At 42.2% G+C, this 15,139-nt stretch carries 9 protein-coding genes; 6 read left to right on the top strand and 3 right to left on the bottom strand.

Translation table 11 applies throughout. From position 1 onward, the window contains the following. Nucleotides 1-63: 63 nt before the first annotated feature. Entirely contained in the window at nucleotides 64-348 is a 285-nt protein-coding gene (locus K8B83_RS10470; protein WP_188737444.1) for an HU family DNA-binding protein, read from the bottom strand. A 231-nt stretch (nucleotides 349-579) separates the two neighbouring features. Here K8B83_RS10470 and K8B83_RS10475 point away from each other — a divergent pair, with 231 nt between their 5' ends. The 3 genes from K8B83_RS10475 to rplY all read left to right on the top strand — a co-directional run bounded on the left by K8B83_RS10475 (nucleotide 580) and on the right by rplY (nucleotide 3,242). Beyond that, nucleotides 580-2,001, top strand: coding sequence for a L,D-transpeptidase family protein (locus tag K8B83_RS10475; protein ID WP_223419946.1), 1,422 nt, complete (start codon nucleotides 580-582; stop codon nucleotides 1,999-2,001). Nucleotides 2,002-2,279: 278 nt separating this feature from the next. Beyond that, entirely contained in the window at nucleotides 2,280-2,831 is a 552-nt protein-coding gene (locus K8B83_RS10480) for a DUF882 domain-containing protein (protein WP_188737448.1), read from the top strand. A 123-nt stretch (nucleotides 2,832-2,954) separates the two neighbouring features. Further along, nucleotides 2,955-3,242 carry a 50S ribosomal protein L25 gene (rplY, locus tag K8B83_RS10485; RefSeq protein WP_188737451.1) on the top strand — a complete coding sequence of 96 codons (288 nt, stop codon included), beginning with the start codon at nucleotides 2,955-2,957 and terminating at the stop codon, nucleotides 3,240-3,242. 115 nt (nucleotides 3,243-3,357) lie between these two features. Here the strand turns inward: rplY and tamB are convergent, their stop codons facing one another. Together tamB and K8B83_RS10495 are read right to left on the bottom strand one after the other, a co-directional pair. After that, nucleotides 3,358-7,215 carry an autotransporter assembly complex protein TamB gene (gene tamB / locus K8B83_RS10490; RefSeq protein WP_188737453.1) on the bottom strand — a complete coding sequence of 1,286 codons (3,858 nt, stop codon included), beginning with the start codon at nucleotides 7,213-7,215 and terminating at the stop codon, nucleotides 3,358-3,360. Then, nucleotides 7,212-9,002 carry an autotransporter assembly complex protein TamA gene (locus tag K8B83_RS10495; protein WP_188737455.1) on the bottom strand — a complete coding sequence of 597 codons (1,791 nt, stop codon included), beginning with the start codon at nucleotides 9,000-9,002 and terminating at the stop codon, nucleotides 7,212-7,214. Before K8B83_RS10495 ends, tamB begins: the two co-directional genes overlap by 4 nt. A gap of 210 nt (nucleotides 9,003-9,212) precedes the next feature. On the opposite strand from K8B83_RS10495, the gene K8B83_RS10500 reads away from it, so the two are divergent. The 3 genes from K8B83_RS10500 to hrpA all read left to right on the top strand — a co-directional run bounded on the left by K8B83_RS10500 (nucleotide 9,213) and on the right by hrpA (nucleotide 14,993). Continuing rightward, the gene (locus tag K8B83_RS10500) at nucleotides 9,213-10,247 is read left to right on the top strand and encodes an isoaspartyl peptidase/L-asparaginase family protein (RefSeq protein WP_188737457.1); all 1,035 of its coding nucleotides are present in this window, start codon (nucleotides 9,213-9,215) and stop codon (nucleotides 10,245-10,247) included. 375 nt (nucleotides 10,248-10,622) lie between these two features. Continuing rightward, nucleotides 10,623-11,039, top strand: coding sequence for a CBS domain-containing protein (locus K8B83_RS10505; protein WP_188737460.1), 417 nt, complete (start codon nucleotides 10,623-10,625; stop codon nucleotides 11,037-11,039). A gap of 78 nt (nucleotides 11,040-11,117) precedes the next feature. After that, complete coding sequence (gene hrpA / locus K8B83_RS10510) at nucleotides 11,118-14,993, top strand: ATP-dependent RNA helicase HrpA (protein ID WP_188737462.1); 3,876 nt, start codon at nucleotides 11,118-11,120, stop codon at nucleotides 14,991-14,993. Nucleotides 14,994-15,139 lie beyond the last annotated feature (146 nt).

Below are 15,139 nucleotides of genomic sequence, written 5' to 3' on the forward strand. Positions count from 1 at the left end.
CGGCTTGTCGCACTGGGGATAAGCCGTTTTTGTTGCCAGATGAACAGAGCCTGTGATGGTCAATCAGGCCGTATTATTATTCAATATTTGTTTTAAACTTGGCGAAGCTTTAAAACTGGGTTGGTTAAACCCTTCTATTTCTATGGTTTCACCTGTTTGTGGATTACGGCCTATTTTGGGTAAATGGAAGCGTAATTCAAATGTACCAAATTGGGGGATGTAAATTTTTTCGCCTTCTGATAAACCTTGATGAATAACCTGTAAAATTTGCTCAAGTTGTCGCCTTGCTACAGTTTGTGAGATATCCATTTTATGGGCCATGGATTGAATGAGTTGCTTTTTATTCATAACGTTTCTACTGCTTGACTGCGTTGGGCGCCCGTTATAGCAATTAGGGATCAGTGTTGAAAGTTGTCTGTAGATAAATTCATGTTAAACGACTATTTTTTAAGTAGATGGGTATTTGTTGAACGCTAAAGTAACCCTTTGGTATTAACTTTTGTTGTGAAAATGTTTCTGCCATTTCACTGTGATGGTAAACGTGACAATATAAAGGTGTCGAAGGTGATGGAGTGCAGCATGCTGAGTCAATTTACACGACCAAGACAAGCGAGTGTTATGGGCATTTTATTGCTTTGTATATCCTCATGCGTATTTGCAGACAACACCACTCAGTATGACAACCTCATTCAACATTTACAGTTGCAATACCTTGCAGAACCTACAGCACAGCGGGCGCAATATTTAACCATATTGCAGACTGGGTCGGCGGCCGAACAATTGGAATACATTGATATTATTCAGCGCAGTGTCGCGTCATTTTGGCAACAAAAACAGGTTCCATTAGCATTTGATACCTTAGACGAAAATGCGTCTGTGGTCGCAAAAAATATCGCATTAGAGCCCGCCGTCACCGATTATCTTGGCGTGGTTAATTATCTACGAAAATTAATGTGGTTAGCTGAAACACAAACATGGCCAACCATTGCTCCTGAAGGGTTACTTCGTCCTGGGGATGTGCATCCTAGTATTAAACAAATCAGTCAACGTTTATGGCTGCTGGGAGATGCGAATGAATATCTTGCAGATGAGTTAGTGTACCAAGACACTTTAGCCCAGAGCGTAAAACGTTTTCAGTCACGACATGGTTTAACATCAGATGCTGTTATAGGCCCTAAAACCTTATTTTGGCTAAATCAAACACCCCAGCAGCGTGCAACACTGCTCGCAAAAAGTTTTGTTGAGAAAACCACTTACCTAAGTCAATTACCACAACCTTATTTATTGATTAATATTCCGGCTTTTCAAATGGTGTTAGTTGATAATGATGAAGTTGTGCTGGCGTCGAAAGTCATTGTGGGTAAACCCGCTAGGCAAACACCACTCATGACAGGTCAAATATCTAATGTGATCATCAACCCAACCTGGACAGTACCACGGCAACTTTTACGTCATGATATTTTGCCGCAAGTTAAAGTAAATGGTCATTACTTTAAAGATAGGCATTTTGATGTGTTTGATTTTGATGGCAACTTAGTGATTAAAACGCCTCAGCAATGGCAGGTGGAGGCCGCTGGTCGTTTTCCTTATCGTGTCGTGCAGCGTCCCGGCGGCGATAATGCTTTAGGCCGTTATAAATTTCATTTTAATAATGATCAAAGCATCTATTTGCATGATACACCAACAAAATCATTGTTTGCGAAGGCTGACAGAGATTTGTCATCTGGTTGTGTGCGAATTGAAAAAGTACAACAGTTGGCCGACTGGTTTGCGAAGCAATTAGTGATTGATAAGCGTACCTGGCATCGTTTACAAAAAGATTACACGACCACTCAATGGTTTGCGTTATCGGGTACATTACCGGTACATATGGTGTACTGGCGTGCCTGGGTAGATGATGCGCATATTGCTCAGTATCGTGATGATATTTACCAATTAAGCCCAGTGGCTCCTGCTAACTTACTAAGCCAAAAAATGCGCCCACAGGCGATTGTGCAATAGCGATTACGATTACCCGCTAATTGAATAAACTGGCTTTGATGAATAAAAGTTAATCATTTGCTATTAATGTCTAACCATCTGAGCCATATCACGTCTTCGAGTTTTGTCTTTGTTTATTATCCCATCACAAATAACCTTACTTGCATTTTTAGCCATTAATGTTTAATTTACTTGTCAATTGGGTAAAAAAACAACAATAGCTTGGTTGCTATTGTGATGACGAAATCGGGTTTTAACTCGATATGTTATGTAAACGAATAATGTTAAGTGGTGTAAAAATGACAATTGAGTGTCTAACTCGTAGACAAATATTATTAGGGCTAAGTGGTGTTGCTGTCGCAACCATGTTACCTAATACCGCACAAGCCAGCCGTTCGACTCATGGCGTTAAAAATCTTCACTTTTATAATCGACACACAGGTGAAAGAAGCCAAGGCAGTTTTTGGGTTGATGGGCAATATCAAGCCGAAACCTTATCAGAATTTAACCAGGTATTACGTGATCATCGCCAAAATGTAGCGGCTCCTATTGATAAGCGATTATTTGAATATCTGCATAAATTACAGCTTACCTTAGATAATCAAGACGAAATTCATGTTATTTCAGCTTATCGTTCACCAAAAACCAATCATATGTTGGCATCTAAAAGTAAAGGTGTTGCTAAGAAAAGCTACCACATGAAGGGAATGGCGATGGACATTGCTATTCCAGGCGTAAGCACTAAAAATCTTCGTGATGCCGCTGAGTCATTAAAGTTAGGTGGTGTAGGGTTTTACCCAAGAGATGGCTTTGTGCATATTGATTGTGGCCCGGTTAGGCGCTGGGGTTAATTAAACACAGATTTGCTTGTGAGATAGTTGTTGCTGTGGTAACATCCGCGCGCTTTATTTGAGTCATTGTTGGTCGAAAACAATGACGCCTTCATACTTTATTATTTATTAAGTGAGTGACTAATGTCTTACACAATTAACGCACAAACCCGCACTGAAATCGGGAAAGGTTCGAGCCGCCGCCTACGTCATGCTGGTCAAGTTCCTGCAGTGATCTATGGTGCTGGTCAAGAGCCTGTTTCTATCAAGTTTGCACACAAAGATATCATCAACATCCAATTAAACGATGATTTCTACACTTCTGATTTAACTATCGTTGTAGATGGTAAAGAAGTTAAAGTACGTGTACAAGCTGTTCAACGTCACGCATTCAAGCCAATGATTGAACACGTTGACTTCAAATTTGCTTAATCGCTAATTTGAAAAAAAGCGCCTAAGGGCGCTTTTTTTGTGTCTTAAATTTAGGCTAAAACCTTAAGTAGCACCTGGATCCCCAATAAAAATATCTGAGGGCGGAGCCTAGAACCTAGTCGATTTCGAAACTGTAGTAGATATCTAATGACTGGCTCAAGGTACTTGATACACTCTCAAGATACAGTTGTGATAATAAATAATAGCGTACGGTCATTTCATACCCTGGGTTAAATACCCCAACGCCATACTTAATCATAAGATCGTCGCCAATATAACCACTAACAGCGACTTTACCATCATCGTTTGTGTCGAGTTGCACATTAGAAAAACCAAATTTTTCAATTAAGCCCGTTGCTGTATTGCCTATGCTACTCATGGCGCCGCCATCAAATTGTGCACCTAGGCTTAAGGCGGCTCCCATCATGAGCGAGTTACTTTGATCATTTGACGTTGAGGTAAACCCTTTCCCAGTTAAGATATAAGAGAGGACTTCTGCCTGTTCTTTGGTCGGGCTTGAAAACAAGGTTACCGCTGGACGCATTGGCGTTCCGGTGACTCTCACACCTGCGGTAATATCTTCATCTTTAATGTCTTTTGTTGCTTCAATGTTGAGGTTAGGCGCTTCTACTGGCCCTACAAATTGCACTTCACCTTTGTCAATGGTTAGCGTTTGCCCCATAAATTTATAGGTGCCTTTGTTTACTTTGATGTCACCAAACAACATGGGCGGTTTAAAGGCCTGTTGTTTCAATACGAGGTTACCTTCAAGCTTACCTTGCAAGCCCATGCCATCGATGGTGAGGTTTTTACCTACATTAACATTAATATCGGCAATAACGGCATACGGACTAGTTTTGACAACTTGTTCAGAAATTGAATCATTAAAAACCACGTCATTTGATACTGCGACACCGCCTTCGGCTAAGGGGACTATTTTAATTTGGCCTGACGGTATGTTCACTTTACCTTTAACTGCAAACTGTTGTCGGTCGAACGTCATGTTAAGATCGGGAGAAACATTCAAAATGGCCAACGGAGGTTGGATAACGGCCAGGTCACTGCCTTTTACGTCTATATCTCCACTAAATTGACCTTGTGGCCAGGCGAGCGTGCCTTGAGCGACAACTTGGCCATCGCCCATGTGCCATTGGCCATTGAGTTGTCCTTGTTGGCCTTCAAGGGCTAATGATAAATACAGCTTGTCAATTAGGGTTGGATTTTTTGACAGCGCAAATGCCCCGTCACTGAGTTTGATGTTGCCTGACACACTTGGATCCATTAACGATCCTGCTAGCGTTAATCGGCTAGACAATATGCCTTCTAGAGTCGCTAGCCGTGGGAAAAACTCACCAAAGGGGGCGAGGTTTAATTCATTTATATTAATATCACCTTGCAGGGTCCGGTCTGGTGTAATGTTAACACTGAGCTGGCTTTGCCAATTGGCGATCCCTGCTGAGTCAAAACTTAAGGTGCTGGTAACCTGTTTTTCATCGAGAGAGGCATGAAATAGCAATTGTTGATAGTCAATGCTAACAGGTTTCGTTTTCGCTCTGGTTAAGGTGATGTTGCCCGGCATTAAGGTAAATTGTAAATCTGCTGTTGGTTTTTTTCCTTTATTCCAATTCACCTGGCTTGTTAAGGCAGCTTGGCCATTCCAATTCAGTTTTTTGGATAACACAGGTGCAAATAATTGCCCAGGATTACCACTAAAGCTGATATTGGCTTGGCCTGTGCTCCCTAAATTGACCTCGTTTACTAAACACAGTGTGTTGTGTGGGTGCACTAAACAAAAACGACTAAGGTTACCGCGCTGTTTAATCTGGTCCCAATTGAACTTGATGGGTGTGTCTTGTCGCCATATGCCGAGTACATTTTGCAGGCTGAGTTGGGTAAACTGCCCATTAAACTGTTGTTTCTCGAGATTACTATTACTGAGCAGCTCAGCATTTAGTATTAAGTCGCCCAAGGTTGTTAATGAAGTTTGTTGCTTGAGTTGGTCGCCTTCACTGAGCAGGGTTAATTCACTGAGCTTGTTGTTGTTCCAAAATAGTAGGTTGTTTTTAAGCTCAACTCGATAACTGTGTTGTTCAAATGGACGATAGTTTGCTAGCAGCGTCATGCTGTCTATTTTACTGCCGTTATAGCTGAGTTTATTGATTTGCGCGTCAACATCGACTATTGGGTTTGCGCTCGTGCCGTTCACATCGACTTTTGCGAAAATATTACCCCGTCCGCCAGCTAGCCATTGGCTTAAATCTGGTACGTTTAACTCAGCGTCGATATCCCATATGGTGTCAGCGGTGCCATTTATCAGTAAATTAGCGCCTAGGGCATTCGCTTGAAGGTTATCTGCATTAATTGCTAGGGCCTGATTGACCTCGATGTGGCCTTGTAAATTTAATGGGTAGCCATTCAACCTACCGGTTAAATTGGCTTTATCTATAGCGACTTTCCACTTTTTATCACCCACATTCCCTTGGCTGCTAAACGTACCGCTGAATTTACTTTTAACCGGGTTAAATTGGGTGAGATAGTCAATATGCTGTAATTGAATGTTATCTGTGCTGACGTTGGCTTGCCAAACAAGGTTATTTTTGTAAGACAGTTGCCCATCAAGATCGATGTTACCTGCAATAGATTGAATATTAAGCTTGTTAACGGTCAGCTTTTGTTGGCGATTATTAATATCGGCCACAATGTTTAGATTAGGATGAAAAGGCGTAGTGAGTTGACCCTCAAATTTAGCCACTAAGTCGTTTAGATTACCTTTACTGTTTAATTGTTTAATTTGAGCAATATAGTCGGGTTTTTGCAGCGGCCACTGTATGTATGTGTCTTCAAGGGTAACCTGGTAATTAAGTTGCTCAGTGGTGAGATTAATTGTAGACGCTAACTTAAAACGATTTTTGCCTTTTGCTAACGCGATGATATTGAGCAGGCTTAAATCTTGTGTTAATTCAAGCCTTAAAGATTGCTTCGTTAACCCAGGCAGCTCAGTAACTTGATCTATGTTTGCTTGGAGTTTCAAGGTAAGTGGGTAGTGTTCGACAAAGGCAATATCACCAATAATATTGGCATTACCATAGTCATGTGTAATGTCGAGTTGAGTAATACCCAGTTGATATTGATTAAAGCTCGCTGCCAGGATGATGTGGCTAAAATTATCTTGGCGCTGGCCAATATTGAGTTGGCTATTGGTTGCCTCAAATTGCTTAACCTTGATTGGAAAAGGCATGAAAACTTGCGGTAACTTTGCCAGAGGCCATTCACTGTCTTGTGACTGAGGTGTATCACTGGCGTTATCATCATTTATGGGGATATTAACGATTAACCCCTGGCTTGTTAGGAACTCAACGTGCAAACCACTGTCATTCCAAATGGCTTCTGTTGCAAGTTGGTCAGCGTGATAACTCATGTCATTAACAGTTACATCGACCTGGTCAAGCGTTGCCTTGTTAACGCTAATACTGATAGGCAGTATTAGTTCTTGTGGTTTTTCATTTGTTGGTTCATCTAGGTGAGGAGTATCAATCTCGCTGGTTGGGATCTGTTCAGTAACAATATCGACATTGACTTGACTCGCTGATAGGTTTGACACGCAAACCTGCTTATTAATAAGGCAGCTAGGTACCCAGTCAAGTTCTACATTTTTAGCATAAACCTCGATCCCGTCCATTTGCCAAGACAATTGGTGTAATTTAAGCGCACTGTTCAGCGTACCCGATTGATATTGGGCACTGACATTGCTAACAAATTTATCAACCAAAAATACTGTCACTTTACTGCCAAAAGGCGTGCCGATAGACACGGCAAATAGCATTAACATAATTAATGGCACATAAATTAGAATGCGGGTGTAAAGCTTAAAGCTGCGCCACATTTTTACACCAAGACTCAATGGAGCAGGCTGCTTTGGGGCAGGTTGCTCGAGGCTTGAATGTTCAGTTTGTTGTTGCGACTTATCTATCATAAATCAGTCCCCATCGTTAAATGGAAACGGTATGAACGTGCGACAGTTTCGGTTTCTTTTAAACCAAAACCGAGGTCAAGCTTGATTGGGCCAATTGGTGAAATCCAATGTACGCCTCCACCAACAGAAACCACGGGTTCAAGTTGGCCGGTATCAAAGGCATTACCTGCGTCAACAAAGCTAGCGACCCGCCAGGTTGGAGTGAGATAGTACTGGTATTCTATGCTGCCCACGGCTAAGTAACGACCACCGACCACCTGGCGTGACAAGCCATCATCACTGTTGGTGTAGTCGATGTAAGGACCCAGTTCCTGGTAGCTGTAGCCTCGAATGCTTTGATCGCCACCGGCAAAGTAGCGTAGCGACGGCGGAATTAAACTTATGTCATCTTCGTCAGCGATATTGGCGCCTAAGTCCACGCGTGCAACAAAGCGATGGTTATCAAATAGTGTTTCAATCCATTTGAAGCGTGCCTGTAAACGCGCTAATCGAATGGTTGACCCCAATGATGGGTCGGCATATTCCAGACTGTATGTTTGCCTAAAGCCCGATTTGGGATCTAACGTATTATCGCCGCGTATAGTTTGAGTTAGGTTATAGCCCATTAAATAAAAACGTGGATCATAGTCTGTGTCTTCTTGCTCATAAAATTCGCGAATAGACTCAACAGAGTAGCCGTATAACCAGTTACTTTTAGATCGTTTTTGTCTTGAAAGGCCTATCAAGTATTTTTTAGATTCTAATTGACCTGTGTTGTCGAACGAGCGACTTTCTTCATCATAATCTTGTGTTACCCCGTAAGTGTCACGCAGTATGCCTAATTTTACCTTTAGTTGATCATCTAGTGGATGACTGAGCGGAATGGTGTATGTGGTTAAAATTTTAGGCCGATCTGGTGACCACTCAGCACTGGTTTCTTGAAAATGGCCATAACGGTTTATTTGCGGTGTTCGCCAAGTTAATCTCACTCTTGGTTCAAAAGTGTCATCGGTGCTGTTGCCTATGTCTGCACCTAAACCCACTTCAATCAGGTGGCTTGGTCTTGGGCTTAATTCCACTTTGATCGGGATTAAGCCATCACTGATTTTGTCCACTTGAGGCAATACTTTAATGTTACTAAAGTAGCCCGTATCCAGTAGGTTGCGGTTAAATTCAGTTAATTGCTGGGTAGCATAGGGGGCATCTGCTTCAAACGGGATTAACGCGTCGATGACATCATCGTTTAAGGTGTTTCCTTCAAAAGTAACATCCCCAAATAAATAGCGTTTACCTGAGTCAAATTGCAAGTTGATTTGTGCGGTATTGATGTCTCGATTAATGCTGATTTCAGACTTAGTGTAATGACCATCGAAATACCCCCGAGCCAAGGCTAAGGTCACTAATTGCGATTTTAATGCTTCATAAACACCATGGTTGAGCGTATCACCTGGCTTAATTTTGAGGCTGTTTAACCATAATGCAAACCTATCATCTTGAAGCATTTCACCTGTAAAGTTGATGTCCACCCACTGAATAATTACCGGATCACCGGTGACGATATTGAGATTAAGCTCCCAAGGACCTGAATCAGTTTCTTTTATATCTATGTCAACTATTCCGTGATAATAGCCCATTGATTCTAAAGCATCTTGTGTATTGTCATCGACGGTAAATAAAAAGGCTCTGCGCTGCACGTCAGATTCAGGAAGGGTGCCCAAATGGGCAATAATGTTATTCTCAAGCTTTTTGTTTACCCCTTCAATTTTCACGTTTAGCCAGCTATTTTCTGCCAGCACAACGCCTGACATGAATAGAGCCAAAGAAAAAACAATTAACTGACTGAATGTAAATCGTTTAGTGCACAAATTAGGCAAACTTTCCAAAAGTGGTGCGGGTGATGTGTATCACCATAATTAAGTTACTATTGTCGCTATAAAGACGAAAAGTCGCAACAATATCATTGTAATAAGTCAGATAAATGGTTACAAAGATATACGTGTATCAAGGACTTGCCGATCATGAATAAATTATATTTAACCTTTGCCCTATGTTTAGGCCTTAGCGCTAATAGCCTACTCGCTCAAGAACAAAGCCCGATCACCATTGCTATTCATGGTGGTGCTGGCACCATTAATCCTGAAAATTTGACCGAAGCACAACAACAAGCATACCGAGATAAGCTGACAGAAGCGGTTAACAGCGGCTATAAGGTATTAGAGCAGGGAGGCGACAGTGTTGATGCGGTTAAAGCCGCCATTAACATTTTAGAGAATAGCCCATTATTTAATGCTGGCGTTGGCGCAGTGTATACCTTTGATGGCGGTCACGAGCTTGATGCCTCAATTATGGACGGTAATACCATGAATGCAGGTGCCGTTGCTGGGGTAAAACACATTAAAAATCCGATTGATTTAGCAATATCCGTCATGCATAAATCTCCCCATGTCATGTTGTATGGCGATGGGGCAGAGGAGTTTGCCTTAACCCAGCAATTTGACTTAGTGCCTAATAGTCATTTTGATAGCGCGCATCGTTATTCACAATTGCTTGATGCCAAAGCCAGTATTATGAAGGCCGAACAAGCTAACGGTGGTGATTATCAAGCGTCGGTTAACCACTTAAAGGAGCATTATAAATACGGCACAGTTGGCGCTGTTGCGCTTGATAAAAAAGGGAACTTAGCGGCTGGCACGTCAACCGGCGGAATGACGGCGAAACGCTTTGGTCGTATTGGTGATTCGCCCGTGATTGGTGCAGGTACTTATGCTGAAAACGGCGTGTGTGCGGTATCGGCAACAGGCCATGGCGAATATTTTATTCGCTACCATGTTGCTGCAGACATATGTGCCAAAGTTAAATATCAACAACTAGGCATTAATCAGGCTGCTGATGAAGTGATAAATCAAACACTGTTTAACGCTGGTGGAACCGGCGGAGTTATCGCTATTGATAACCAAGGCAATGTAGCAATGCCATTTAATACCAGTGGTATGTACCGCGCAAGTCGTACACAAGGACATGCTGTAAACGTGAAGATATGGCGCGATAAATAATCAACCCAATAAAAGATGAAGTTTTAGTAACATAGGCGATTAAGCTAATCGATTAAATTTACTTTCCAGTTGAGTAATTTTGACTAAACTTAACAAGTAGCCTCAACTCTGGATAATAAATGCATTTTAAACAGCTCTTTGTACCGATAACCTCAAATTTACTTGCAATACACCAACTATTGACCTGTAAATTGACCTAGCTGTTAGCACAAGCTATTAGTACAAGTTATTAGCACAAGTGTTAAGTTTGAATGTATGGTTTGGAGTGATTGATAAAATCATGGTTGTTTATTCATCTCCTAACCAGAGCTGAGGTTCAGTAACAAAACAAATGCGACGTTATTAGACGCTACTTATTTGTGCTTTGGGGGTAATATGGATTCGATAAAAATTAACGATCATATGGATAGACATCCAGTTTTATTAACCGCTAACATGTCTCTTGCAATAGCGGTTGAGCAATTATTAAAGAGTAATAAAAGTGGTGCGCCAGTTGTTAGTGCTAGCGGTGAATTAGTTGGATTTTTATCGCAGCAAGACTGTTTAGCTGTCATGCTAAAAAGCAGTTATCACTGCGACATGACAAGTACAGTGTCTGACTGCATGAAAAGCCCTGTATTAACCGTTTCACCGGATGAAAGTATTTTAGAATTAGCCGAGCAAATGTTGGGTGCAAAACCTAAAATTTATCCAGTAGTTAATGGCGGTAGAGTGGTTGGTACTATTAACCGCACCAACGTATTAAAAGCGATGAACACTTATATGCAGCAGTGTTACTTATCTCCGGCATAACAATCGTTAAAATCATTACCATTATGCTGTTTTCCTTGCTAGGATCGCTTTTTTTCGATGTAAGCAAGGGAATCAGATTTGAATTCGGACCTTCACCCGCTATCTAAGGCGTATCTTAATCTTTGTTATCAAACCGATGCGGCTAAAATCCGTCGTCGTTTATTTCGTATTAATAAAGAGCCCGAGTCTGAAAAAAAATCTCAAACCATAGCCAAGCTTACCGAGGACGCAGAAAAGGCCTATGCTAAAGCGCAGCAACGTCTGCAAGATCGGCCTGTTATTAGTTACCCAGACGAGCTCCCCGTATCGCAAAAACGCGAAGACATCGCTTCTGCCATTGCCAATAATCAAGTTGTAATTGTGGCTGGTGAAACGGGCTCCGGTAAAACCACTCAGTTGCCTAAAATTTGTTTAGAGTTAGGGCTAGGCACTCGTGGACTTATAGGGCACACACAACCGCGTCGTTTAGCTGCTCGCAGTGTTGCTAATCGTGTTGCCGACGAGCTTAATAGCCCATTAGGTGACGTGGTTGGTTTTAAAGTGCGATTTGCAGATGCGATAAGCGAAAACAGCTATATAAAGCTGATGACCGACGGCATCTTGCTGGCTGAGCTAACATCAGATCGTTATTTAAATCAATATGATGCCATTATTATCGATGAGGCACACGAACGAAGCCTAAACATCGATTTTATCTTGGGTTATTTAAAGCAAGTGCTGAAAAAGCGCCCAGATTTAAAAGTCATTATTACCTCCGCCACCATCGATGTAGATCGTTTCTCTAAGCATTTCGATAACGCCCCAGTTATTGAAGTGTCAGGACGCACGTTTGCTGTTGAAACACGTTATAGGCCATTGGTGCGCGATAACGATGCCGACTTAGATGTTAGCGATGGCATTTTTGCTGCGGTAGATGAACTGATAGCCGAAGGCCCTGGCGATATTTTGATCTTTATGAACGGTGAGCGCGAAATTCGCGACACCGCTGATTTATTGCGTAAACAACAATATCGCGATACCGAAATACTACCTTTATATGCTCGTTTGTCTTACGGCGAACAATCGAAAGTATTTAAAAACCATATTGGTCGGCGCATTGTATTAGCCACCAACGTGGCCGAAACCTCATTAACCGTGCCTGGGATCCGCTATGTGATTGACCCTGGTACGGCACGTATTAGTCGCTACAGCTATCGCACTAAAGTACAGCGCTTGCCAATTGAGCCGATATCGCAAGCCAGTGCCAATCAGCGTCAAGGCCGATGTGGTCGTGTTGGTCCGGGTATTTGTATTCGCCTATACGATGAAATGGACTTTATTCAGCGTCCTGAATTTACCGATCCTGAGATTTTACGTACTAATTTAGCCTCAGTTATTTTGCAAATGTTGGCCATTGGTTTAGGCGACATTGCCGGTTTTCCATTTATTCAGCCGCCAGATCAAAAACACATTCGTGATGGCTTTTTATTACTAGAAGAACTACAAGCCGTTAAAAAGCAACGTGGTGAGTTAGTATTAACCCCATTGGGCAAAGATTTAGCTAAAATTCCACTTGATCCTCGTTTAGCCAGAATGGTTATTGAGTCAAATAAGTTAGGTTGTTTACATGAAACCTTAGTGATCACCTCTGGGTTGTCTATTCAAGATCCCCGTGAGCGTCCGATTGATAAAAAACAAGCGGCCGATGAGTGTCATCGACGTTATGCTGATAAAGACTCCGACTTTGTCAGTTGGATAAAACTGTGGGATCACGTTAAAGACCAAAAGCATGAACTGTCGGCGAGCCAATTTAGAAAACAATGTAAAGATGAGTATTTAGCCTATTTACGTGTTCGCGAATGGCAGGATTTGTATACCCAAGTTAAGCAAGCCGTCCACGAACTTAAGTGGCGTGTGAGCGACAATGCTGCAAGTTATGAGCAATTACACAAAGCCTTGTTATCAGGTTTGCTCAGTCACATCGGTTTTAAAGGTGAAAACAACGAATATTTAGGTGCCCGTAATCGTAAGTTCTTTGTGTTTCCTGGATCGCCATTAGCCAAAAAAGGCCCTAAATGGATTATGGCAGCCGAACTCACAGAAACATCGCGTTTGTTCGCCCGTTGCTGCGCCAAAATAGAGCCTGAATGGCTCGAGTCTTTAGCCAGTCATTTAGTGAAAAAGAACTACCTAGAACCCCACTTTGAAGCCAAAGCGGGCAGTGTAGTCGCGCTTGAAAACCAAGTGCTATACGGCTTAACCATCGTTAATCGTCGCCGGGTGCAATATGGGCCAATTGATGCAGTTGAGGCGCGTGAGATTTTTATTCGTAGTGCATTAGCAGAAGGGCAATTACAAACCAAAGAGGCCTTTTTTGTTAATAACCAAAAACTGCTTAACGACATTGAATCGTTAGAGCATAAGTCGCGTCGCCGTGACATTTTGGTGGATGAACAAGTGCTAGTGGATTTTTATGAGCCTTTAGTTCCGGCGGGTATTTACAATGCGCCACTTTTTTTCGCCTGGTGGAAAAAAGCACGCCAAGAAACTCCTGACTTACTCGATTACAGCCAAGCATTATTAATGCAGCGTAGTGCTGATCATATTTCGGCACTGGACTTCCCTGACGTGTGGCATAAGGCCAATTTGGCCTTGCAAGTCAGTTATCATTTTGAACCAGGCAATGTCGACGATGGTGTGTCGGTGCACATCCCGGTAGCGCTGATAAATCAAATCGACGACAGTGACTTTGATTGGTTAGTACCAGGACTGCGTGAAGAAAAGCTGGTGGCCTTGATTAAGTCACTACCGAAAAATTTACGCCGCAATTTTGTGCCTGCCCCCGATTATGCCAGGGCCTGTTATCAAGCAATGAAACCCTTTGAATTGCCAATGATAGAGTCAATGTGTAAGCAACTGCTGCGCATGAGCGGTGTGCGTATTACTGCTGATGACTTTGACTTAACCCAATTAACTGAACATCTTAAAATGAACTTTAAGATTGAAGATGATAAAGGTGGTTTAGTGGCTCAAGGCCGAGATCTAGAAACGCTAAAAGGGCAGTTACAAGGCGTTGTAGCCAAAGCTATTCGTAAAGTGGCAGACAAAGGCATTGAACAGGAGGCCATCACCAGCTGGACATTTGGTGATTTACCGGTTCAATACCAGCAGCGTAAAGGCAACTACGAAGTTAAAGCCTACCCGGCCCTTATTGACAATAAAACGGATGTGTCGATTAAGCTTTTTGATGACGAGCACGAAGCTAAGCGTCATCATCGAGTGGGCTTACGCAGGTTGTTGCTAATCAATATTCCGTCGCCCGTTAAGCATTTACAACAAGCGTTACCCAATAAAGCCAAATTGGCCATGTACTTTAACCCGTTTGGGCAGGTACAAATATTAATTGAAGATATTATCAATGCGGCTGTGCAGCAGTTACTTGATCAAAAGCAATTAGATATACGCAACGAGGCACAGTTTGAACAGGCTAAAGATTGGGTTCGTCAGGAGCTTAATCCTACCGCTGAGCACATTGCATTACATGTTGAGCAAGTTTTAACCATTTACCAGCGAATTAAAAAACGTTTAAAAGGTAAAATCAGTTTAGATATTGCATTTGCAATGAGTGATATTCAAACCCAGTTAGACAGCTTGGTGTACAAAGGATTTGTGGAAGATTGCGGCTGGCAGCGATTACCTGATGTTGCCCGTTACCTTAAAGCAATCGAAAACAGGTTAGAAAAACTGCCCGTTGATCCCACTCGTGACCGTCTACATATGCACAGTATTAGTAAGGTGCAAGAAGCGCTGACGGCACAACTGGCTAAAGTGCCTCGCTCTCAACCTGTGCCAGAGCTATTGGTTGAGGCCAGGTGGATGATTGAAGAATATCGAGTGTCGTGCTTTGCTCAAGTGTTAGGGACGGCCTATCCGATCTCTGAAAAACGGATCCTTAATCATATTAGTCAGGTTTAGTTTATGAGTTTGGTGAGTCTTTGAGCTCAGCCCTAAAACCGATGCCATGCATCGGTTTTTTGTTTCAAGATGAAAGTCTTTCAGTTTTTTATCTGTAAAACACTGTTTTTTTGCATTTTTAAGTCGTTTTGACATTCAAAACTGAA

The organism is Shewanella inventionis, from assembly GCF_019931735.1.
Classification (GTDB): Bacteria; Pseudomonadota; Gammaproteobacteria; order Enterobacterales; family Shewanellaceae; genus Shewanella; species Shewanella inventionis.

Bases quoted from the DNA above. Each gene is read 5' to 3' on its own strand.
- K8B83_RS10470 (WP_188737444.1), bottom strand. From the start codon at position 348: ATGAATAAAAAGCAACTCATTCAATCCATGGCCCATAAAATGGATATC.
- K8B83_RS10475 (WP_223419946.1), top strand. From the start codon at position 580: ATGCTGAGTCAATTTACACGACCAAGACAAGCGAGTGTTATGGGCATT.
- K8B83_RS10480 (WP_188737448.1), top strand. From the start codon at position 2,280: ATGACAATTGAGTGTCTAACTCGTAGACAAATATTATTAGGGCTAAGT.
- rplY (WP_188737451.1), top strand. From the start codon at position 2,955: ATGTCTTACACAATTAACGCACAAACCCGCACTGAAATCGGGAAAGGT.
- tamB (WP_188737453.1), bottom strand. From the start codon at position 7,215: ATGATAGATAAGTCGCAACAACAAACTGAACATTCAAGCCTCGAGCAA.
- K8B83_RS10495 (WP_188737455.1), bottom strand. From the start codon at position 9,002: ATGTCAGGCGTTGTGCTGGCAGAAAATAGCTGGCTAAACGTGAAAATT.
- K8B83_RS10500 (WP_188737457.1), top strand. From the start codon at position 9,213: ATGAATAAATTATATTTAACCTTTGCCCTATGTTTAGGCCTTAGCGCT.
- K8B83_RS10505 (WP_188737460.1), top strand. From the start codon at position 10,623: ATGGATTCGATAAAAATTAACGATCATATGGATAGACATCCAGTTTTA.